This is a genomic window from Lactobacillus pasteurii DSM 23907 = CRBIP 24.76, from assembly GCF_000297025.1.
GTDB classification, from domain to species: Bacteria; Bacillota; Bacilli; order Lactobacillales; family Lactobacillaceae; genus Lactobacillus; species Lactobacillus pasteurii.
The window spans coordinates 1-22597 of record NZ_CAKD01000020.1 but is presented as its reverse complement, the minus strand read 5'-3'; the positions used below and the strand labels follow the sequence as shown (position 1 = coordinate 22597).

The following is a 22597-nucleotide window of genomic DNA, read 5'->3' as shown; positions in this document are numbered from 1 at the left end:
CTTTGATCAATTCCTTTTTTATTATTTATTAGCTTGGTATCTAGTATTGAACAAAGGACTAAGTGGCTTGTGTTCTTGAATGCACTTGATTGCATCCCCCATGATTGAGCCAACCGTTACTAGCAACATCTTATCAAGCTTCTTTTCTTCAGGTTGGTTGATTGAATCAGTCAAGACCAAGTTCTTGATAACTGAATTGTTCAAACGATCAACTGCAGGACCTGACAAAACTGCGTGGGTTGCTGAAGCGTAAACTTCAGTTGCACCAGCATCAATCAAAGCTTGAGCAGCCAAAGTAATTGTACCAGCAGTATCGATCATATCGTCGATAATGATCGCACGCTTGCCTTTAACATCACCGATAATGTTCATAACTTCAGCTACATTAGCCTTAGGACGACGCTTGTCAACAATGGCAATATTGGTACCTAAGAATTCAGCTAACTTTCTAGCTCTAGTAACACCGCCGTGGTCAGGTGAAACAACTACGGCATTTTCTTCAAGGTGATTGCTCAAGAAGTAATCTGCTAGTAATGGTGCACCCATCAAGTTATCAACAGGGATGTCGAAGAATCCTTGAATTTGTGGTGCGTGCAAGTCAAGTGACAAGACACGATCAGCACCAGCTGCTTGCAACATGTCTGCTACTAACTTAGCTGTGATTGGTTCACGCGCACGAGTCTTGCGGTCTTGACGCGCATAACCATAGTAAGGAATTACCAAGTTAATCGTTCTAGCACTTGCACGGCGAACTGCATCGATCATAATCAAGAGTTCCATCAAGTTGTCATTAACTGGATCACTAGTTGATTGAACCAGATAAACATCCTTACCACGAACAGAATCATCAATGTTAATTTGAATTTCGCCATCGCTAAAACGCTCTACGCTTGACTTGCTGAGTTCAACCCCAACGCGATCAGCAATTTTCTTAGCCAAGGGAACATTTGAATTAAGGGCAAAAATCTTTAAATCGTCTTTATAAGACATAGCTTCCTCCATAAAAATATGCTAACAACCTCTATTTTAGCAAAAAAATTGTCTATTTAACAAAAAATACTGGCTTTTTTGGATCAATTAACCTTAATAGTGACAAATCTTCAGCTTTGATCTGACCTAAAAGGGTAATTCTTGGATCGGCTGGTAGATCTCTTTTGCTGATTTGTAGATAATTGCTAAAGCCTTCATAGCTGCTATTGGTCACGCAGACGCTGCCAGCAGGCCGAGCTAGGCCATTATCTTGATCAAATTGTTTGTCGCTAACTTCTCCTAGCATCACGATATCTCTAGCTAAATAATCTGCATTGATCCAAGGGCGATCATACAGCCAATCTGCTTCACTATCTAGGTGCAGGCTAATGGCGGATTTTTGCAAATAATTATTGAAGACCAAAATCTCGCTGCTATCTAAATGGCTGCTAACGATTATGCGCTCACAATACTTTTTCAAATAAAGCATGCTAGATAGCGGATTTTGCTGGCGCAAACATTCTAAAGTTACATCCTGTCTTGTGCTATTGCTGCTAGCTATAAAGACTTCAACCTTAAAACCTTGGTGCTTTAACCATTTATTCCGCTTTTTGAACCAAGCTTCATCAATTCCAGTTTCAACTTGTGGATAATAGGCATAGCCAGCAATCAAATGATCAAAGGCTGCATTATACTCGCGCAATTGATTGACCATCTCGCGGTCGATTTGGTTAGCGTTAATTGCCACTTCTAGCGACTTGGATAATCTTGCTAAAACATCAATGGCAACCTCGCCTGACAAGCGCAAGCAGTTAATATGCAGCGCCTGAATCTGGCCGACATTATCTAAGCTGGCCCCAATTTCTGTCAAAATTTCTGGCGAAGCAAACAGTTCGACCTTTAAGTTTAAATTCTCACACCACTTCGTAAGCTCCATCAGGCGCGGCTTTATTTCTTCAGCAACGCCTTTAAGGCTGAGCAATGAGACAAATACCTGATTAAAGCCAGCATTTCGCATGGCAATCAAGTAATTGTAATCCTCAGCCGTCATGGCATGGTCAAGATATATTGAAAAACCTAACATAGTTTCCTCACATACTTTTTTACAAAATTCTTACCCCAAGCATTTATTTTATAAAGAAAAAACACAACCGAGTAGTCAGTTGTGTCTTTTGTATTCAAATTGTAATCAAATTAGCCAGCATAGTCGCTAACGTTGAGAGTTTGAACCAAACCATTTGATTGAGTAATGATCAAGTTTTGGTTGTTGTTAGCAAATTGTACTTGGCTAGTAGCTACGCCGTTGACAGTAGCTGCCAAGTTGATAATTTGATCTGCTTCGCTAGTAGTCAAGCTTGCTAAAGAAGCTACCTTGATCTTAGCACCATTCAAAGCTGCCTTGGCATTGTTGATTGCAGACAAAGCGTTGTTAACTTGCAATAAGCTTGACTTGTCGCTGTTAGCAGCAACTTGTCCAGCAGTAATAGCTGCGTCATATGCATCTCTGGCAGTCTTAGCTGAAAGCTTATAGCTGTCTGAAACCTTAACTGTTGCGCTATCCTTGATAGCAGTGTTCAAGTTTGCCTTGTCGTTAGCAGTTGCTACTACGCCGCCCAAGCGAGCTTCATCAGCAGTGTTAGTTGCATTCAATGGCTTGCCTGAAATGCTTGAAACTGCGCTTTGCTTGATGAAGTAACCCTTAGGAGCACTAGATAATTCGTAGAACAATTCCGCCTTGTTTTCAGAAGCTACCCAGATGTAGCGTAATGAGCTAACTCTCAATCTTTGACCAGCGTTGAAAGTGTTTGAAGTAGCTACGCCGTTGCCATCATAAGTATTAGTCTTTTGGCTCAAAATGGCAATCGTTGAGTCAGCATCAACATCATCTTGGCTAACATTGTCTGGAGTAGTGTCAGGAATCAAAGCCTTGCCTGAAGCTAAAGTAGTGTTGACCGCCTTGATCCATTGTTCGCCAGCATCACTGTTGCCGATCATGTAGTACCACTTGCCGTCGATTTGCTTAGCCTTCAAGGCTACGTATTGTGCACCCTTGATGATCTTTTGTTTTGGTTCATAAGCACTACCATTGCCATCGTAAATGATTGAGTTCTTCACGATATTGATCATAGTCATATCGTCTTGAACTTCTTCAGTAGCTACCTTGGCATTAGCAGTTTTAACAAATTGGTTGTTAGCAAGTTTAAAGTATTGCTTACCCTTGATTTTCTTAGTGCCGTAGTACTTGATAGTAGTACCCTTCTTCAAAGTTGCTGCTGACTTGATGCGCACGCCAGTTTTGCTATAAACATAGGCATTCTTGGTCAACTTAACAGTCTTAACTTTAGTAGTGCTTGAAGTTGAAGCAGTCACCTTTTTGCCATTAAGAGTAGCAACATTAGCTGCCTTAATGTAGTTGCCACCACCAATATCGTAGTAATCAACGCCATTAATTGTCTTAAGACCAGCAGTCTTAAGGCTAGCGCCCTTGCCAATTACTGGCCAAGTCTTGCCGTCGAATTTGTAGTTTTTGTTGCGCTTACCATTAGCAAAGTAAACATATGCATTGCGTCCTAAAACAATTGTACCTGTGCTCTTAGCGCTAGTAGTGGTCTTTTTGGGAGCAGCTTCTACTACTGCTTGGCTAGCCCCAACAAGTGGGCTAACCCCCATTAACACAGCTGCCGAAACCATCACTAATTTATGACTTAATTTCATGTATACTTTTACCTCGTAAATCAAATAATTGCTAAAATTTTACCTAAATCTAGCTAAGTTTAACATCTACCATTATAACGCAAAAATAAAGACCGTTCAGTAAGAAACGGTCTTTGTGACTAAATATTAATATTTGTAATTTATTTAACTTTTACGTCGCTAACCTTGATGTAGTACTTGCCTGGTTGCAAAGCGTAGTAATCTTCGCCATTGATCTTCTTAGTGCCTAACCCCTTAACAGTTACGCCCTTGCCAATGACAGTCCACTTCTTGCTGCCCATGTAAGACTTAGCCTTCTTGCCGTTTTGGTCAAAAACTTGGGCCTTTCTAATAGTCACTAAAGTAACTGGCTTACTAGTTGTTGCCTTGGCAGTCTTGGTTGACTTCTTGGTAGTCTTAGTAGTCTTAACTACAGTTTTCTTACTGCTCTTAGCTTGAGCTGTGCTAGTCTTAACGCCACCCTTGCCATCAGTAACAATGGTGATGGTCTTGTTGCCAGACTTGTATTGAACTGAGCCCTTAGTTACTGAAGCTGGCATCCAATACTTCAAGTCAGATTGAATGCTGAAGTAGTATTGACCCTTGATTTGTTCAACTTCCCAAATAGTGTATTGGCCACCCTTTGGCATCTTCTTGCTGGTCTTCTTGCCATTTTTGTCAACAAAGTAGCCAGCTTTAACAGTCTTAACTGAGCTATTTTTGCCGTAAGTCTTATAAACGCTAGCAGCCTGAACTGTGCTGGTGGCATTAGTTGCAACAGTCAAGACAGGACTAACACTCATCAAAGCTGCAACAGAAACCATCATCAATTTACGATCTAACTTCATAGTTTTTACCTCGTTTATATGTATCTCAGATTACTTGAATATTGTAGACCTTTTTCGGAAAAATTGTAGCCAATTTTTTCGATTTTACTATTTCTTTACTACTTTAGCGTTACTTGCCTTGATCCAGCCCTTATTAGTTAGGTAAAATTTCTTTCCACTAACTGTTTGGGAGGAATATCCGTCCAGGACTTGTCCTTTTTTCAGGTTGGTAATGGTTGATTTTTTGGATAAAAATAATTGTCCTTGAGCATCGTAAACGTAGGAATTATGGGTCAAAAGAAGACGCGTTACTTTAGCTGGATTATAAAGGATGTAGCTTAATTTACCCTTTTTGTCAGTCGACAAAACCATCATCGTATGGGCATCTTCTTGATACCAAACCGTACCATGGGTGCTTGCAGCTGGAATCCATTGATGATTCTTATTAGCATAGTAAATCTGCTTATCGGTAAAGCGCACATAAGCCACGCTAAAAATTGCCTTTTTCTTGATTAACTTTTTGCTGGCCTTCAGTTTGCTGGTAAGATATGCTTGATCTTTTAGCAAAATTACATAGCTGCGCTTGCTGTCGACTTTGATATCTTTATTGCTAACTTTAACAACTGGACTGCTAGTCTTGGACTTAGTTTTCTTGCTGTCAGCCAAAGCTGGGCTTGCAGTTAGACTCAAAAATAAACAAAAAAGGAGTAGAAACTTTTTCACTACGATCACCTGCCTATCTACCACCATTATAACCGAAACAAAAAAGCTAGCAGCTTTGCTAGCTTTCGTGATTATTGCCAATCTTTACCTTCTGACAAAGGCAACTTGTGCCAGTAGTCTTCCTTGTTGACTTGACGGCCACGACCAATTGCCATTTCGTAGCGGCCAACATCTTTAGTTACAGTTGTATCAGCTGCGATAAAGGCATGATCTGCCACATTGATTGGGGCAATTAAAGTTGAACCTGCACCAACAAAGGACTTGTTGCCAACGTTAGTGTGGAACTTCTTAACGCCATCAAAGTTAGAGAAGATGGTACCACAACCAACATTGATATCCTTGCCTAAAGTTGCATCCCCAATGTAAGTCAAATGACCAACCTTGGTGTTTTCGCCAATTTCTGCCTTCTTGACTTCAACAAAGTTGCCGATATGAACGCCCTTGCCGATCTTAGCAAGTGGACGAAGGTGAGAGTTAGGGCCGATGTCGCTTTCATCATCCATTTCAGCTTCAACTAAAGTCGATGAGGTAATAGTAACCTTGTTGCCTACCTTGGAATCAACGATTCTTGATCCACTAGTGATGTAGCATTCGCTGCCGATTTCGCTCCTGCCCTTGATTACAACGTTGCCTTCGATGATCGTGTCATTGCCAATTTTTACATCACTATCGATATAAGCTGTATCAGGGTCAATGAAAGTTACGCCTTCACGCATATGTTCTTCGTTGATACGCTTTTGCATGATCTTGCTTGCTTGCGCTAAAGCAACGCGGTCGTTGACGCCAAGGCTTTGGCTAAAGTCGTGCATCTTGTATGCGCCAACTCTTTGACCTTCATTGCGCAAGATTTCCAAAACGTCAGTCAAGTAGTATTCACCTTGAGAGTTGTTGTTGCCAACATGTGACAAAGCTTCAAAGAGCTTCTTGTTGTCAAAGCAGAAAATACCAGTGTTGATTTCTTTAACTTTCAATTCTTCTGGCTTGCCGTCTTTTTGTTCAACGATTCTAAGCACATTGCCTTGGTCGTCGCGAATGATTCGGCCATAGCCAAATGGGTCTGGAGCTTCAGCTGTCAAAACAGTAGCTGCATTGCCCTTTTCTTGGTGGTAGGCAAATAAATTGTTGAAAGTTTCGCTAGTAAATAAAGGAGTGTCGCCAGTTGCAACCAAAGTTTCGCCTTCTAAATCACCTAGGATATCTTTAGTGGTCAAAACTGCGTGACCTGTACCTAATTGCTTTTCTTGGAAGGCAAACTCAGATTGACCTTGCAAAACTTCCTTAACCTTTTCTGCACCAGTTCCTACAACTGTGATGATCTTTTCAGGATCAGTGCCCTTAGCAGCATCAACTACGTGTTCGACCATTGTTTTGCCGCAAACTTGGTGCAAAACCTTGTAAAGTTTTGACTTCATTCTGGTCCCCTTACCAGCAGCAAGGATAACTACAAATTTCTTCATTGTTTTTGTAACCTCTTATTATCAAAATCAACTTTAAGTATACCATTTTTTATAAATGGGAGAAGTCGGTTTCGGTCAAGAAGTTGCCAGGTTCTGCTAAAATTATCTTCTTCTGGGTATCGATCTTGTTGATCTTGACTAAAGACATGTAGTCGTCGACCAATTTATCCTTGTCAAAGTCGGCTTCGCAAAGAACGCAGATTCCCACAACGTCGCAGTCAAATTCGTGTGCAAGCTGTTCCATTCCAGTCAAAGTGCCGCCGCCTTTCATGAAGTCATCGACAATCAAGACGTTAGATTCCTTCTTCAAGGCTCTAGTAGGCAATTCCATCTTGGATACGCGATCTAAAGATGAAGAGATGTAGTTTACAGAAACTGTTGCGCCTTCAGTTACCTTTGAGCGCTTTCTGGCAATCACAAATGGCACGTTCAAGTATCTAGCAACTGATTGAGCAAGCGAAATTCCCTTAGTTTCAACGGTCATTACGACATCAACGTTGGAATAAGCATATCTAGTCGCAAATAGCTTTCCGATCTGTTGCAAGTCTTGAGAGTTTGATAAGACATCTGACAGATAGACGAATCCTCCTGGCAAAATTCGGCTAGGGTCTTCTACTCTAGATGCTAGATCAGATAAATATTCTTCGGCATGACTCTTGCCCAAATATGGAATATAGCGAACTCCTCCGGCTGCACCAGCAACAGTTTCAAGGATTCCATCTTGGTTGCTGGCTAAAGTGTGCTTTAAGATGGCTAGGTCTTCAGAAATCGAAGATTTGGCAGCGTCGTAGCGTTGAGCAAAAAATGGCAATGAAATCAATTTATGTGGACGTTCCATCAAAAATTTGGTCATATCAACAAGTCTTTCTGAACGTTTCATGTTAATTCCTTTCTTAATGTTTGTATTTGTCTTATACAATATACTCTAAAAGCCAAAAAAAAGCACTAACATTTTTAAAAATGCTAGTGTTATTTTTATCTTCCTAATTAAGCTTCAGCTTCTTCTAGTTCATCGTCGTCAAATTCTAAAGCGATGTTCTTAGTTAACAAGTCAGTATAACTGTAAGAAACATGTTCAAAGTTATTCTGATCTTGGTCTAAATCAACTACAAAAACTGCTGGGAAAGTTTCTCTCAAAATTCCACGGCGCTTCGTAGTCTTCTTACGACCCGCTTGTGCCACCACAGTAATTTGGTCACCCAAGTGAGAATCCAGCTTATGTTTAATTGTAGTAATAGATGTTGGCATTAAAACAACTCCTTTGGAGTCAATTTTACCATATTTTAAGCTATATAGCAATATGTTTCATGAAAAAATTATGATTGAATCATTTTAGCCAAATCAATAAACTGCTGAATGGTCAGGTTCTCTGGACGAACTGTTGGTTTAAGACCTAATTTTTCAATAATTTCCGCACGTTTATCTGCATCTTGAACCAAATTCTTCAAGTTGTTGTTCAAGGTCTTTCTTCTTTGGGCAAAGCAAATTTTAACAATTCGATTGAAATGTTTCACATCGCCAACATCAACCTTTTCGGCCAATGGCTTCAGCACTACTACGCTAGAGTCAACTTTTGGTGCTGGCATAAAGGAATTGTGGCCAACCGTCAAGGCAAGCTCTACCTGCATCTGCGTTTGAACGGCAATGGTCAATGGACCATAATCCTTGCTATTAGGACCCGCTTCAAGGCGCTCTGCGACTTCTTTTTGCATCATCAAAGTCAAGGATGAAAAGTTCAAGTCGGAATTAGCCAAGCTAAAAATAATTGGAGTTGTAATGTAGTATGGCAAGTTGGCTACGACCTTAATTTCCTGATCAAAGTCAAAGAAATCGCCGATATCATTTCTAAAGTCTGCCTGCAAGATATCCTTGAGCAAAAGCTTGAAACGATCTGCTAGTTCATCGTCGCCAATTTTTTGTGGAAGTTCATTGTGCAAAATTTCCGGCAAGGAATCGTCCACTTCATAAGCAAAAACCTTAGCCCCAGCCAAAAGCAATTGTTCAGTCAAAGACCCAATTCCAGGGCCGATTTCGATTACTTGATCGCCTGGCTTGACCTCAGCTGCTTCGACAATTCCCATAATAGCTGCATGATCGACCAAGAAGTTTTGGCCAAGGTTCTTTTTAGCTTTGACAAAATAACGATTAACGATTGCTTGAGTTCTAATTGGCGAATCAATTGCAATTCTATTCTGCATTCTTTACCACCTTAATTGCTGCTAGCAACTGCTCTTTAGAAATTCCAAAGGTCTGCAAGCGCTTATAAAAAGTCTTGGCGTTACCATAGCCAACTCCCAGTTTAATCCCCACTGCTTCGCGCAGCTTTCTTGCTTCTGCGCCACCGGCTAAGCCCAAGTCGCGAAAATCTGCTTCAGTCAGATCGCTTGAGCTTGCTTTTTCTTCGTGCAAATCAGATAAAGCCCGCTCCAAAGCCTCTTTAGAAGCATGTTCTACTCCTAAAGATCCCGCCTTGTCTGGCTCGCCCTCTTTACGAGTGATGAAGGCTTGCTTAGCAGTCGGCACAGCTTCAGTAACGATTCGGCGGATTCTTTCGCCATTAAAGTCCGGATCTGTAAAGACAATAATCTCGCGACTTTGACTGAGCTGTTTAATTTGCGCTAGAACCTGAGCAGAAACAGCTGAACCATTGGTTTCAATTGTCTCTATTCCTGGGAAAAATTGCTGCAATCTGATGGTATCATCCTTGCCTTCAACCACGACAACAGCATTAAATTGCTTCTTCTTTATCAAGATTGTATATCCTCTTTGTATTGTCATAAGTTACTTGGGCAACTTCTTCCAAAGTCATTCCGCGCAAGTCTGCAATTGCTTTTGCAACATAATGCACATAGCCTGGTTCATTTTGCTTGCCACGATATGGCTTTGGCGTTAAGTATGGCGCATCGGTTTCAACTAGCATACGGTCAAGTGGGACTAGCTTAGCCGATTCATGCACGTCAGTTGCCTTAGTAAAGGAAACAACGCCAGAATAAGAAAAGTTGATATTCAATGGCAAGAACTTCTCCAGCCACTCCTTATTTCCATTGAAGTTGTGCAAAATTGCGCCATATTCTAGGTTAGCCTTCTTCAAGATTTCGTAGCAATCTTCAAAACCATCCCTAGTATGGATGTTAACTGGCAAATGCATCTGATGAGCGATTTCAACCTGTCTTTCAAAGACTGCCCTTTGCACGTCTCTTGGCGACTCATCCCAATAATAGTCTAGCCCCACTTCTCCTAAGGCTACGACTTTAGGATGCTTAAGCTGCTTGATTAATAGCTCTTCTGCCTTGTCGTCGTAGTCCTTAGCCACATCAGGGCAGTAGCCAACTGTAGCAAATACATCATCAAAACGTTCAGCTAGGTCAATGGCGCGCTGGTTGAATTCAGGATCTTGCCCAGCACAAATTACTTGATCAACGCCCAAGCTAACGGCCCGCTCCAAATAAGCCAATTCTTTTCCGCGGAATGGCTCATCATTTAAATGAGTATGGTTGTCGATTAATTTCATTAGCCTAAATCAGCTCCAAGTTCGTGTTCATCGCCAACGATAGCCAATTTTACTTGACCGTCTTTTTCACTTGATAAAAGCATACCTTGACTTTCCATACCAAGCATCTTTCTAGGCTTCAAGTTAACTACAGCCAATACCTTCTTGCCTAGCAATTGACTTTCGTCTGGGTAGAACTTTCTAATTCCAGATAAGATTTGGCGCTTTTGACCATTGCCAAAGTCTAATTGGAAGCAAAGCAGCTTACTTGAGCCCTTAACTGGTTCTACTGACAAGACTTGACCTACTTGAATCTTTACCTTGTCAAAATCATCAATAGTGATGAAGTTATCGCTAGTTTGAGCTTGTTGCTGACGACGGCTTTGCTTCTTTGGCTTAGCCTTCTTCATTTCTTCCTTGATGTACTTAACTTCTTCTTCGTTCTTCAATCTTGGGAAGATTGGTTGTGGCTTTTCAGTTACCTTGATATCCCAGCCAAAGCCGCCAAAATTCAAGTCCTTTTGAGCCGCATTGTCCCAATCAAGACCCAATTGCTTGAAGATCTTAACTGGACTTTGAGTCATAATTGGTGAAATCAAGATTGCAACCAAACGCAAGCTTTCAGCCAAGTTGGTCATTACGCGTGACAATTCAGCCTTCTTTTCTTCCTTATTTAAGATCCAAGGAGTAGTTTCATCGATGTACTTGTTGGCACGGCTGATCAACTTCCAGATTGAATCTAAAGCTTGAGAGAAGTGCAAGTTGTCCATTTGCGCCTTGTAGTCGGCAATAGTTTCTGCAGCAGTCTTTTGCAAATCAAGACCAAATTCATCTTGCTCGCTAGCTACTGGGGCAACTTGTCCTTGTTGGTATTGGTTGATCATTGAGACAGTTCTGTTGAGCAAGTTGCCAAGGTCGTTAGCTAAGTCGAAGTTGACTCTTTCGACAAAGTCTTCTGGCGTAAAGATACCATCTGAACCAAATGGAATAGCTCTCATCAAGTAGTAGCGCAAAGCGTCAAGTCCATAGCGACCAACGATCATTTCTGGATAAACTGCGTTACCCTTAGACTTAGACATCTTGCCGTCTTTCATCAAAACCCAGCCGTGACCGAAGATTTGCTTAGGTAATGGCAAGTCAAGTGCCATCAACATAATTGGCCAATAGATAGTGTGGAAGCGGACAATTTCTTTACCTACTAAGTGAACATCAGCTGGCCAGTACTTCTTGAATAATTCATCATGATCTGAAGCATAGCCTAAAGCAGAGATATAGTTTGATAAAGCATCAATCCAAACGTAAACAACGTGCTTTGGATCGCTAGGAACTGGAATACCCCAGTCAATGGTTGTTCTAGTCACAGAAAGATCTTCCAAACCTGGCTTGATAAAGTTGTTGATCATTTCCTTTTCGCGAGAATGTGGCAAGATAAATTCTGGGTGCTCTTTGTAGTATTCAACTAAGCGATCTGCATACTTGCTCATTCTAAAGAAGTAAGAAGGTTCCTTAACTAGGCGAACTTCATGGCCAGATGGAGCCTTACCGCCGATTACGTTACCTTCATCATCCTTATATACTTCGGCCAATTGTGATTCAGTGAAGTATTCTTCATCTTCAACTGAGTACCAACCAGTGTATTCGCCAAGGTAAATGTCGCCTTGCTTCAATAGGCGTTCGAAGATCTTTTGAACAGCCTCAACGTGTTCTTTATCAGTTGTACGAATGAACTTGTCGTATGAAATGTCTAACAGCTTCCATAATTCCTTGTATGAAGCAGCCATCTTGTCGACATATTCTTGTGGCTTGATGCCTTGTTCTTGAGCCTTTTGTTCAATCTTCAAGCCGTGTTCGTCGTCACCAGTCAAGAAGAAAGTGTCGTAGCCTTGGCTACGCTTGTAGCGAGCCATTGAGTCGGCTGCCACACTAGTATAAGCATTTCCGATTGTTAGTTTGCCTGATGGATAGTAAATTGGTGTTGTAATATAAAAAGTCTTTTTATCGGCCATAAATTTTCCAATCTCCTTAATAAAATTGCTTTATCTACTATAATACACCATGCAAAACTTGCTAGGCTAGTATTAATAGTGCAAAAAGCCAGAATGCATCCCTACTACTAGGGAAAATACATTCTGGCTATTTTAGATCTGGATCAATGGGTTGTAATGTAATCTCCTTATCAAATAGTTTCTTCATACTACTTGATAAATTATGTCCAATCACAATAACAGTCGCATCAATATTAGTTACAACTCTTAATATTTCTTCAGAACTGCGCGCATCAATTGCACTTGTACCCTCATCTATTAGAATTAACGGCTTTTTATAAAGTAATGTCCTTGCTAAAATTATCTTTTGCTTTTGTCCTCCTGATAAATTACTACCAGCCGCATTTATCAAGCTATCAACACCGTCTCTAAACTTATTTATATCTTTTTTCAGCTTTACTTGTTCAATTATCTCCAGAGCCTGTGCTCGTAAATTTGAAGAAAACATCGTAATATTATCAATAATCGAGGCGGGTAATAAAATTGGATCTTGAGGTACATAACCGATATTAGCGCTTTCTAATGGATAAGTTTTTCCATTTTTATCAATAACTTCAATTTCTCCAGTTGCAGTTTGCAACTGACCTAACAACACCTTGAATAGGCTAGATTTTCCCGTGCCCGACTGCCCGGTTAATAGTATTTTTTCGCCATAGTCAATATCTATATTTGGATATAAAATTTTAGTACCATTATCGAACTTAATGCTTACATCTTTAATTATATATTTTTCAACTTGGTAATCCGAAACTTCATTCACCTTTACAGGTCCTTGATTTAATTGTGAGTTAAGTTGTTTAACAACTGCTCCACCACTCTTCATCTGGATTAATCCATTAGCAAGTATTACAACATAACTAAAAGTATAACCAATGAGCGTACCTATGCTAAAAATCGCACCAAAAGGCACTGCGCTATTAATTATCAATATACCTGTTAAAGCTAAAATCATTAATTGAGCAACAACGTTACCTACAATTACTACTAATGATGCACTTTTGCCTACTCTTATATTTTTTATACATGCATCAGTGTATAGTTTTGAAGCTATACTCAATTTTCTAGTATATACATCATATTTATTAAATCTACGCAAAATATCTAACCCATTAACCCAATTTGCAATGGACTCAATATAATTTTTTGTCTGATTTGAGGTAGAGAAACTTGTCTCTTCCAAAACTCTTTTAAATATATCTGGTAATTTTAATAATATAATTGCTAAGGCTAAAGTTGTAATTACAATTATCCAGTGTAAAGACAAAATGGCTAAAATAGAGAATATTAGTAAACAAAAATTATCAAATAATGCTACCAATAAAATAAAGTACCTATTTTCAATAATTTCAATATTGTTAACCATATCATTCTTAGCTTTGCTAACAACAAGATCACTGCTATACCTTTTTAATAGTTCTGCTCGAATTGAATGAGAATATTGCTGAATATTTTTCGAAAGTAAATAATATGTACCGAAATAGTTTAAAAAAGTTCCTAATATGTATGCCAATAGACTAATTATTGATAGAAAGAAAAATCCTTTAAAATCATTTTTTTGCAACAGGTTAGCCTGCCAAGTTAGATTGTATCGTACGAAAACAGTTAGTAATGCTGAAAGTATACATGATAAAAGAATAGTAGCAGATCTAACTAGGTTTTGTCTCAACATATTATTTATTGAAATCATATTTTTAACCTTTCTGCCATGTCAATAACAAAAATTAAAAACCGCATCTAATGTTCTTTGATAATTAGCTAGAGTTGTCGAAATATGTATTTTAAAACCCTGATCTGGCAATTTGCAATCTGAGAGGTTTATTTGTAAAAATGTTTCTCCTTCATCTCTTGCTATATTTAGCAAATCTACATCTGTTATAAAACTTGGTAGAATATCTACACGATTATATTCTTTTGTGTTTTGCAAAGTTTTCACAGCAACCACACCTACCCATTATTCAAATTTATCTCTCTATCAAATAAATTAACTATCTGCTTATTCAAGTTATGTTCTATCCATACTACAGTCGCATCTGTTTTTAAAAACTCTTGAATAATTTTTACCCTTGCTTTTGCATCAATAGCGCTTGTTGCTTCGTCTACTAAAAAAATTGGTTTTTCTATAATACTATTTCTGATTAGCACAATTTTTTGTTTTTGCCCACCAGATAGCCAAGAATCCGATGACTCAATTCTTGTATTTAGTCCTTGAGAAAACGTTAAAAGATCTGAATTAAAGCACATTAGTTCTATTTTTTTATTTATACGCAACATTAACTGTTTATCGTCATCAAACATCGATATGTTGTCTTTAATTGTTCCCGGAAATAGAACAGGATTTTGTTGTATATATCCTATATCATATGAATTGAACTTCACGATTCTCTGATCCGGTGCTATAAACTCAATTTTTCCTGTAATATTTTTCTCAAGCCCTAATATAGCTCGCAGCAATGTACTCTTACCTACTCCCGAATCACCTGTAAGTAACACTTTTTCTCCCTTTTTTATTTCAAAATCAGGAAAAGAAATGTTTTCACCAGTCTTAAAGTAAACTTTTAAATCACTAACCTTGAGCATCTGAAAATCTCTACTATTGATTTCTTCTCTCTGATTGTGATCAGACAATTTTTTATCGATTTGATTTCTAATATCTTTTGTTCCTCTTATTAAAGTCAAACCACTAGTAATTGTTCTCATCGATTCTAAGATGCTATATAAAAATCCACCAATTGCAGAATACACTCCAATTGTTAAATAATTCCTGTAAACCAAAAACGCAACTATCATGAGCAAAATGACTTTTATCAAATTCGCTGAATTATCAATCAAGAAATCATTGTCTTGTTCTATTTTAGCTTTATCAATTTTTGCATTTTCTAGTTCTTGACTTTTAGCTAGAATTTCATCATACAAAACAGCTTCTACATGAAAATCTCTAACTAAATTCAAAGTTGGAAACCATTCTCCTATTTGTTTGATTAATACCTCTTTTTTATCAGCAACAATTTTAACTATTGCATCCAATCTTCTTCCAGATATCTTAGATGTTATCAAAGTTAACGTAGCCGTTATAATCAAAAAAAAGCTTAAACCAATATTTATTCTACTAATCGTTAAAAATATAACTATGATCGTTACTATAGATTGAATAATACTAAAAATAGGCAAAAAATAGCCATTTTCAATTTCCTGAAATTTATTAATCAAATCATTCTGTAATTCTGAAATGTCATCGGTTGATCTTAAGAAATATAGATTTGATAAAATATTTATTCTTAGACTAAGAAGGTACTTTTGAATTTTTCTTTCAATTAAATAGTCCAATAATACTTTAACTACATAATATGTAATTCCAATAAAAATATTGATAATTATTAAAGTCCAAAATTTATTCAATTTTCTGTATTGTAATGCCGATATCATTGGAATAGCAATATAATTATTAATCGAACTTAACATCGATATCAGTATTATTGCAATCGAAGTTAAAAATAAAAATAATCTATTTCTCTTTATAAAATTAAAGAAATTCATGGTACCACCACCTATCACTTTATAATTTTAATCATTTATAATATTTTTTCAACATTTATCTTAATTTTTATAATAAAAAGCTCTATATTTAGATACACAAATATTCGTATTTGTAAAATTTAAGAAGGAGGTGGCACATATGAAGGACTTGCTCACCTTGCAAAGATTAGCAAAAAGCCAGAATGCATCCCTACTACTAGGGAAAATGCATTCTGGCTATTTTAATATTCTATTTAAATTAAAAACTTCTCTTTGCGCATGTAGAACTTCTTGACGATCATTGTCAGCATAATATACAAAATCAGCAAAACAAAGACGATCCAAATAAAGTCAATTGGCAACTTGCCAAAGTCTAAGCTTGCTCGCAAGCCAGAAAATGGAAGCAATGTACCAATCACTCCAGCGCCAAAGGTGGCCATCATCACTGACCAAGAAGCACGCTGCTTAACAAATGGCAATCCCTTGTCGCGCAAGGCATGGATGACCATTTCTTGCGTCCACAGACTTTCCACAAACCAGCCAGTGTGGAAGATGGCAATAAAGCTGGCCTTTTGGGCTAGAGATAAACTAGCGTAGTCACCACCAGTTAAGTGTGGACAAATGACAAAGAACAAAATTGCAAAAGTGATGATGTCAAAGATTGAGGAAGTTGGTCCAAAGTAAAACATAAACTTAGGCAATTTCTTAGTTGACCAAGTTCTTGGCTGTTCTAGATATTCCTGCGACATGCTGTCAAATGGCAAGGACAAGCAACTAGTTCCGTAAAGCAAGTCCAAAATCAGCAATTGCAAAGGAAGCATTGGTAAGAATGGCAAAAATGACGATGCGACAAGAATCGACAAGATATTGCCGAAGTTAGATGACAAAGTAATCTTGATATACTTCATCGTATTGCCGAAGATCTTGCGACCAATCAAAACCCCGTGTTCAAGCACGTTTAAATCCTTTTGCAGCAAGATAATATCGGCGGATTCCTTGGCAATGTCAACCGCTGTATCAACGGAGATTGAAACATCAGCCGTTTTCATTGCTGGCGCATCATTGATCCCGTCACCCATGTAGGCAACAGTGTGGCCATTTTCTTTCAAGACTTCGATAATCTTAGTCTTGAGTTCTGGCGAAAGCTTAACAAAAATATTGCATTCTTCCACCATTTGCGCTAATTCTTCATCGCTCTTATCGATTAAATCGCCACCCGTATAAACCGTGTCGACATTAAGTCCCACTTGCAAACCAATTGCCCGAGTAACTGCTTCATTATCTCCAGTCAAAATCTTAACGGTAATACCGTCTTCTTTTAGCTTGGCTAAAGCTTGCTTAGCGGTCTCCTTTGGCGGATCAAGAAAGGCCAAGTAGCCCACTAGAATCATTTCTTTTTCATCAGCTACAGAGAATTCTCCAACTGGCGCATCAGTTTCTTTGTAGCCGATCAAGATCACCCGCAAGCCATCTTCATTCATCTCGTTGATATTATCTAAGATTTCTTCCTTGCGCTGATTGGTCAAAGGCAGAATCTGTCCGCCCTTTTCGATGCTGGTTGAAATATCCAGCATTTCTTCAGCTGCTCCCTTAGTTACCAAGAGGTGTTGGCCGTGATGACGATCGGAATTAGCCACAACTACGCTCATTCTCCGGCGACTAAAGTCAAACGGAATTTCATCGATCTTGTGGTAGTCGCGCTGAATATCGTCAACATTGAGTTCATCCCCGGCCACATCAATTACGGCCTTGTCGATCAAATCCTTCATTCCAGTTTGGTAGTAAGAATTCAAGTAAGACAATTCCAAAACACGGTTGGTTTCGGTCATATCCAAATCATAGTGCCGCTCTAAAACAACTCGATCTTGAGTTAAAGTACCGGTCTTGTCAGTACAGAGCACATCAGCTGAGCCGAAGTTTTGGATTGAGTTCATCTTCTTGACGATTGTGCCGTGCTTGGACATTTCAACCGATCCCTTAACCAAGTTAGAAGTCACGATTACTGGCAACATTTCTGGGGTCAAACCAACTGCTGTTGCAATCGCAAAAATCAATGCATCGATCCAGTTGCCCTTAGTCAAGCCATTAATGGCAAAAACAAGTGGTGCAATTACCGCCGTCATGATGATCAACAATTTAGAAATATCCTTGATTCCCGTATCAAAGGCGGTTTCCTTGATCTTGTTTTTGGCAATGTCTTGAGCAAGTTTGCCAAAAATCGTCTGATTTCCAGTCGCAAAAACTACCCCTTGACCTGAACCAGAAACAATTGTTGTTCCCTCGTAAAGGATATTTGGATAATCAAGATAGTCATTGTCACTGCCAATCTTAGGAAATTTGCTGGCAATCTTTTCGACTGGATTTGATTCACCGTTCAAAGAACTTGATGAACAAAACAAGTCCTTGCTAGTCAAAAGCCGCATATCAGCTGGCACCATGTCGCCAGCGGACAAGTTGATCACATCCCCAACGACAACTTCGCTAGTTGGCAATTCTTGATTCTTGCCGTCGCGGCGAATATTGGTGGTAACTGAGACCAGACCAAGCAAGTCTTCGACAGCATTTGAGGTACGAACATTTTGAATGTAGCTAGTAATACCTGAGATAAAGACCATCACAATCATAATGATGACTGTGCTCAAGTCTTTTTCGCCAGCTGAAGCAAAGACATAATCAGTAAAAAGCGAAATCGTCGCCAAAATTAGCAATACAATGGTAAATGGCGTCAAAAAGGCTTCGGCCAAAAATTTCAGCCGAGAATCTCTTCTCTTGCTGACGATATCATTTGAGCCATATTCTGCCCGATTCTGCTCCGCTCTTTGGCTGGACAAGCCATCTGCACTTGCATGAAGCCTCGCTAAAGTTTCACCCTTGGTCTCTTTAGCGATTTTCTGAACCAACTGCAAATTTACAGTGTCATTTCGTTTAGTTCTTCCATTTAACATGCAAACTCCTCCTTGCTTTTAATCAACGAGGCAAACAAACTAAAAAAGCTACCTTAGAAATGCACTAAGGTAGCTCCATGCCAAATAAGGCTTGTTTAAACTAATCGTTCAGTTTTAACACTACGTGACGTAAGCACATGCTAGCTACCTGGATCTCGCCTTAAGTCGACGACACCTATTTAACCCGTTGGCATCTCTAGATGTTTCTGGGCGATAGCGTGTGTTCACGTAGGAGTCTCACCTAACAGTTCATTTGCGATCTATTTATTTTTTATTTCTGCATTGAGTTTAAACTCAAAAAAGCCAATCGTCAAATTTTTTTGCTAATCTTTAGAAATTCTTTGCTCAGCTCTGACGGTCTTAAACAAATAAGCCAAGGCCAAAACAATCACTACAATTCCCATGGCTACTGGCAAAGCAATGCGGTTAGGGTGGCTAATCTTGTTTTGCTCTTCATTAGTTAAATCGTACTTGTCCAAGGTATATTGATATTGCTGATCAATTCTAGTGGCACAAGCGCGGAAAACAAAGCGCAGGCCCTTGTTGAAAGTCTGCTTGTTGCTGCTGCGAAGATCATCGCTAGCAGCTCTAAGAATATTCATGCGCGAATCCGCGGTAAAGGCACCATGCAAGTCCTTGCTAGAAAAAATCTGTACATTGTGCTTTTTGCCTTTTTGACCAACGACAATAAAACAAGTCCGCTTGTAAGAATTCAACTTCTTAGGCGTCAAATTATCAGCTCGATTAACCGTCATTACTACAATCTGCGGCTTTTCGCGCGTTTGCAAGTAGCGATTGTTCTTAGCTTGAATCAATTCTTTAGTTTCTCGATTGAGTATTTTGGACTGATCATCGATATTTGGCTGAACAAAAGCACTCTGAGTCAAAAAGATCAACATCAAAAAGAAACTACTTATGATGTTCTTCATCGCTTTCCAATTTATGTGACAACTGTTCAACGTATTTTCGGTCAATATGAATTTGTTCATATACTACCCCACAATCCTTTAGAAGTTGTATTGCAAGTGGGTTGTCGCGATAATCGAAATAATAATTTATTCGCTTGATTCCCGCCTGAATTAAAGCCTTTGTACAATTGTAGCACGGAAAATGAGTAACGTAGATTTCCGTCTCGCTAGTTGAAACGCCATTTTTGGCACATTGCATCAAAGAATTCATCTCAGAATGGATCGTTCTAACGCAGTGGCCATCAACCATCTGATGTCCGACATCATCACAGTGTGGCTGTCCTGAAACTGCTCCGTTATAACCTGTGCCGATAATGCGGTTGTCTTTGACTAAGACGCTACCGACTAAAGCCCGATCACAGGTAGAGCGCTGAGCAATCACTAGCGCCTGCATCATAAAATACTGCCGCCAAGGAATTCGATCACGCATAACTTAACCTCTTATCTATCAAAGTAGTTCAAGCCGATAGCACTTCTAACTTCTTGCAAGGTTTGGTTGGCCTTTTCGTTTGCCTTCTTAGAGCCTTCCAAAAGCATTTCATAAACGCTATCCAAGTCTTGAGCATATTCTTCACGGCGCTGGCGAATTGGTGCAAGTTCTGCTTCCAAAACTTGGTTCAAGTAGCGCTTGATCTTAACATCGCCAAGGCCACCCTTTTGGTAGGCTTCTTTAAGTTCGGCTACCTTATCCTTGTCTGGATCAAAGACATCCAAGTAAGTAAAGACAGTGTTGCCTTCAACTTGGCCTGGATCTTCAACGTGGATATGGTTAGGGTCAGTATACATTGACATAACCTTTTTCTTAACTGTTTCGGCATCGTCAGCCAAGTAAATTGCATTGCCTAAAGACTTAGACATCTTAGCATTACCATCAAGCCCTGGAAGACGACCGTGTCCCTTAGCTGGGAAATAACCCTTAGGTTCAACCAAAACTTCCTTGCCATAGATGCGGTTGAATGAACGAACGATTTCGCGAGTTTGTTCAAGCATTGGTTCTTGGTCATCTCCAACAGGAACGATAGTTGCCTTAAAAGCAGTAATGTCAGCAGCTTGTGAAACTGGGTAATTCAAAAAGCCAACTGGAATTGAATCTTTGAAATCTTTTTGCTGAATTTCTGACTTAACAGTTGGGTTTCTTTCAAGACGAGCTACAGAAACAAGGTCCATATAGTAAGCAGTCAATTCAAACAAGGCTGGAATTTGAGATTGAACAAAAATCGTTGACTTAGCTGGATCAATACCAACAGCCAAGTAGTCAAGAGCAACTTGGACTAAGGAGTTGCGAATCTTTTCTGGATTGCGCGCATTGTCAGTTAAAGCTTGCGTATCAGCAATCATAATGTAAGGTTCGTATTTATCTGAATTCTGTAATTTAACACGGTTCTTTAAAGAGCCAATATAGTGACCAATGTGAAGTTTGCCAGTTGGTCGATCTCCGGTAAGCAAAATTTCCTTTGCCATAATAATCTCTCTTTCTTTTTCAATCATCTTACTGATCTAATGTTATTGTTTTCATTTTATCAAACTATGACATATTATTGAATAAAGGACAAACAATTGTAACCGTTTCTGAAAGGATCGCTATGTGTAATCAATTTACCCTGCCAAACTATGCTCAAATCAGACAATATTTACAAGAGGACTTAGCTTTGCCACTTTCTGATTATAGGGAAGATTTTGCAAGCAAGGACATTTTTCCTGGACAACAAGCACCGGTCTTGCTGTATGACCAAGATAAATTGCAACTAGTCGACAAAAAGTGGGGCTATCCAAGTCCTGTCGATAAAAAGCTTTTGTTTAATGCAAGAATCGAGCGCTTCTATGAAAGTAAGCCCTCAATTTGGGATGATTCTTTCAAGCGCCAGCGCTGCTTGATTGTTTGCCAGTCATTTTTTGAATATGGATCTGACCGCATCAAAAAAGCCAACGGTCGCTATTACCGTCAGCAGTATCGATTTTCTAATAAAGAGCAACCCCTGACTTTGCTAGCCGGAATTTATGAGCAGGATCACTTTTCGATGGTAACGACTAAGCCTAATAGTACAATGGCTTCGATCCATCAGCGTATGCCCCTAGTAGTAGAGCCTAGCGAATTGCGCCGCTGGCTATTTCAGAATTTCACAGCTTTAATTGATCGCAGTCAGATCGAACTTGATGTTAGCAAAGTAGAAAAATAATTCGCTTTCAAATTACAATCATGGTAAAATAAGATGCGTAATGCGGGTATAGTTAAATGGTAGAACGTCAGCTTCCCAAGCTGAAGATGCGGGTTCGATTCACGCTATCCGCTTATAGAAGAAAAGATCCAATTTCCCGATTAAGGAATCTTGGATCTTTTTAGTTTGATAAATTATACCTCTTGCAAAGTTTTGCCTTTGGCTTGGGCGATAAATTCTTTGAGTTCATCATCGCTGAAGTAGTTGCCGTACTGAGATTTGACCTTATTTAAGATAGCATCATCATCTTGAGTAAATGATAACCTTAGTTGCGCCGTCATTCAACTTTGCGAAAATGAAGGGCAAAAAGAAAAGACGAGATTATTCCCGTCCTTTCCGTTTACACGCCAAGCTTAGCTTCATCCATGAACTGCTTGATCTGTTCGTCAGTGAAGTATTTACCGTATCTAGATTTAACCTTGGCAAATATTTGCTCATCTGAAAAGTCAGACTCACCTAAGATAATGATCAAATTTGTGAGCCCTTCAGCTCTACCTTGAGCTCGACCTTTAAGTATTCCTTGACCTTCGCCTTCGATTAACCATTCGTTTTTGTTTCTTTCGTAGCTCACGATATTCGACCTCCTGTCCTTGTTTAGTTCGTCAACTCTATTCTGAGCCCAGATAAACTGCTCATTCAAGCTTACTTCTTCATCGTTCATGAGTTTTGCCAGCTCCTTAAGTTCATCGCTTTCGCCGGCAAAGTCTCCCTTTGAGTTAATGATAACCTTAGTTGAGCCGTCATTCAACT

Annotated in this window: 21 protein-coding genes, 1 tRNA gene, 1 pseudogene and 1 riboswitch; of the genes and pseudogenes, 2 read left to right on the top strand and 21 right to left on the bottom strand. The window is 39.2% G+C overall.

Going from position 1 to position 22597, the window contains the following annotated elements; translation table 11 throughout:
* Positions 1–21: 21 nt before the first annotated feature.
* The 19 genes from BN53_RS04150 to trpS form a co-directional block, all read right to left on the bottom strand.
* Complete coding sequence (locus tag BN53_RS04150; protein ID WP_040537317.1) at positions 22–990, bottom strand: ribose-phosphate diphosphokinase; 969 nt, start codon at positions 988–990, stop codon at positions 22–24.
* A 52-nt stretch (positions 991–1042) separates the two neighbouring features.
* A complete protein-coding gene (locus BN53_RS04145) occupies positions 1043–2053 on the bottom strand; it encodes a MupG family TIM beta-alpha barrel fold protein (RefSeq protein WP_009559665.1) in 1011 nt (336 codons plus the stop codon).
* A gap of 110 nt (positions 2054–2163) precedes the next feature.
* Positions 2164–3684, bottom strand: a complete 1521-nt coding sequence (locus tag BN53_RS04140) for an SLAP domain-containing protein (protein ID WP_009559664.1) — start codon at positions 3682–3684, stop codon at positions 2164–2166.
* A 140-nt stretch (positions 3685–3824) separates the two neighbouring features.
* On the bottom strand, positions 3825–4511 hold the full coding sequence (locus tag BN53_RS04135) for a hypothetical protein (RefSeq protein WP_009559663.1): 687 nt from the start codon (positions 4509–4511) through the stop codon (positions 3825–3827).
* Positions 4512–4598: 87 nt separating this feature from the next.
* Entirely contained in the window at positions 4599–5213 is a 615-nt protein-coding gene (locus BN53_RS04130; protein ID WP_009559662.1) for an SLAP domain-containing protein, read from the bottom strand.
* Positions 5214–5284: 71 nt separating this feature from the next.
* A complete protein-coding gene (gene glmU / locus BN53_RS04125; protein ID WP_009559661.1) occupies positions 5285–6670 on the bottom strand; it encodes a bifunctional UDP-N-acetylglucosamine diphosphorylase/glucosamine-1-phosphate N-acetyltransferase GlmU in 1386 nt (461 codons plus the stop codon).
* A 49-nt stretch (positions 6671–6719) separates the two neighbouring features.
* Positions 6720–7550, bottom strand: coding sequence for a pur operon repressor (purR, locus tag BN53_RS04120; RefSeq protein ID WP_009559660.1), 831 nt, complete (start codon positions 7548–7550; stop codon positions 6720–6722).
* Between the two features lie 107 nt (positions 7551–7657).
* Positions 7658–7918, bottom strand: a complete 261-nt coding sequence (locus BN53_RS04115; RefSeq protein ID WP_009559659.1) for a Veg family protein — start codon at positions 7916–7918, stop codon at positions 7658–7660.
* 68 nt (positions 7919–7986) lie between these two features.
* Positions 7987–8868, bottom strand: a complete 882-nt coding sequence (rsmA, locus tag BN53_RS04110) for a 16S rRNA (adenine(1518)-N(6)/adenine(1519)-N(6))-dimethyltransferase RsmA (RefSeq protein WP_009559658.1) — start codon at positions 8866–8868, stop codon at positions 7987–7989.
* Complete coding sequence (gene rnmV, locus BN53_RS04105; protein ID WP_420181677.1) at positions 8858–9448, bottom strand: ribonuclease M5; 591 nt, start codon at positions 9446–9448, stop codon at positions 8858–8860. The genes rsmA and rnmV overlap by 11 nt, the downstream gene beginning before the upstream one ends.
* On the bottom strand, positions 9399–10181 hold the full coding sequence (locus tag BN53_RS04100) for a TatD family hydrolase (RefSeq protein WP_009559656.1): 783 nt from the start codon (positions 10179–10181) through the stop codon (positions 9399–9401). Before BN53_RS04100 ends, rnmV begins: the two co-directional genes overlap by 50 nt.
* Positions 10181–12166: a methionine--tRNA ligase gene (gene metG / locus BN53_RS04095; RefSeq protein WP_009559655.1), complete on the bottom strand. Its 1986-nt coding sequence runs from the start codon at positions 12164–12166 to the stop codon at positions 10181–10183. Before metG ends, BN53_RS04100 begins: the two co-directional genes overlap by 1 nt.
* A gap of 127 nt (positions 12167–12293) precedes the next feature.
* A complete protein-coding gene (locus BN53_RS04090; RefSeq protein ID WP_162129755.1) occupies positions 12294–13766 on the bottom strand; it encodes an ATP-binding cassette domain-containing protein in 1473 nt (490 codons plus the stop codon).
* A 147-nt stretch (positions 13767–13913) separates the two neighbouring features.
* On the bottom strand, positions 13914–14138 hold the full coding sequence (locus tag BN53_RS04085) for a class III lanthionine synthetase LanKC N-terminal domain-containing protein (protein WP_133286433.1): 225 nt from the start codon (positions 14136–14138) through the stop codon (positions 13914–13916).
* 11 nt (positions 14139–14149) lie between these two features.
* A complete protein-coding gene (locus tag BN53_RS04080; RefSeq protein ID WP_009559652.1) occupies positions 14150–15739 on the bottom strand; it encodes an ATP-binding cassette domain-containing protein in 1590 nt (529 codons plus the stop codon).
* 233 nt (positions 15740–15972) lie between these two features.
* The gene (gene mgtA, locus BN53_RS04075) at positions 15973–18663 is read right to left on the bottom strand and encodes a magnesium-translocating P-type ATPase (RefSeq protein WP_009559651.1); all 2691 of its coding nucleotides are present in this window, start codon (positions 18661–18663) and stop codon (positions 15973–15975) included.
* A gap of 92 nt (positions 18664–18755) precedes the next feature.
* Positions 18756–18919, bottom strand: a riboswitch (M-box (ykoK) riboswitch).
* A gap of 67 nt (positions 18920–18986) precedes the next feature.
* Positions 18987–19592 carry a hypothetical protein gene (locus tag BN53_RS04070; protein WP_040537315.1) on the bottom strand — a complete coding sequence of 202 codons (606 nt, stop codon included), beginning with the start codon at positions 19590–19592 and terminating at the stop codon, positions 18987–18989.
* Positions 19573–20061: a deoxycytidylate deaminase gene (locus BN53_RS04065; protein ID WP_009559649.1), complete on the bottom strand. Its 489-nt coding sequence runs from the start codon at positions 20059–20061 to the stop codon at positions 19573–19575. Before BN53_RS04065 ends, BN53_RS04070 begins: the two co-directional genes overlap by 20 nt.
* A gap of 11 nt (positions 20062–20072) precedes the next feature.
* The gene (gene trpS / locus BN53_RS04060) at positions 20073–21092 is read right to left on the bottom strand and encodes a tryptophan--tRNA ligase (RefSeq protein WP_009559648.1); all 1020 of its coding nucleotides are present in this window, start codon (positions 21090–21092) and stop codon (positions 20073–20075) included.
* A gap of 122 nt (positions 21093–21214) precedes the next feature.
* On the opposite strand from trpS, the gene BN53_RS04055 reads away from it, so the two are divergent.
* The gene (locus tag BN53_RS04055; RefSeq protein WP_009559647.1) at positions 21215–21808 is read left to right on the top strand and encodes an SOS response-associated peptidase; all 594 of its coding nucleotides are present in this window, start codon (positions 21215–21217) and stop codon (positions 21806–21808) included.
* A 42-nt stretch (positions 21809–21850) separates the two neighbouring features.
* Positions 21851–21921, top strand: a tRNA-Gly gene (locus tag BN53_RS04050).
* Positions 21922–21981: 60 nt separating this feature from the next.
* On the opposite strand, the gene BN53_RS09755 is transcribed toward BN53_RS04050, so the two are convergent.
* Both BN53_RS09755 and BN53_RS09715 read right to left on the bottom strand, forming a co-directional pair.
* Positions 21982–22128 (bottom strand): hypothetical protein, encoded by a 147-nt coding sequence (locus BN53_RS09755; protein ID WP_009559646.1) that lies wholly within the window; start codon positions 22126–22128, stop codon positions 21982–21984.
* A 59-nt stretch (positions 22129–22187) separates the two neighbouring features.
* Positions 22188–22597: pseudogene (locus tag BN53_RS09715) on the bottom strand (Rpn family recombination-promoting nuclease/putative transposase); the annotation flags it as partial.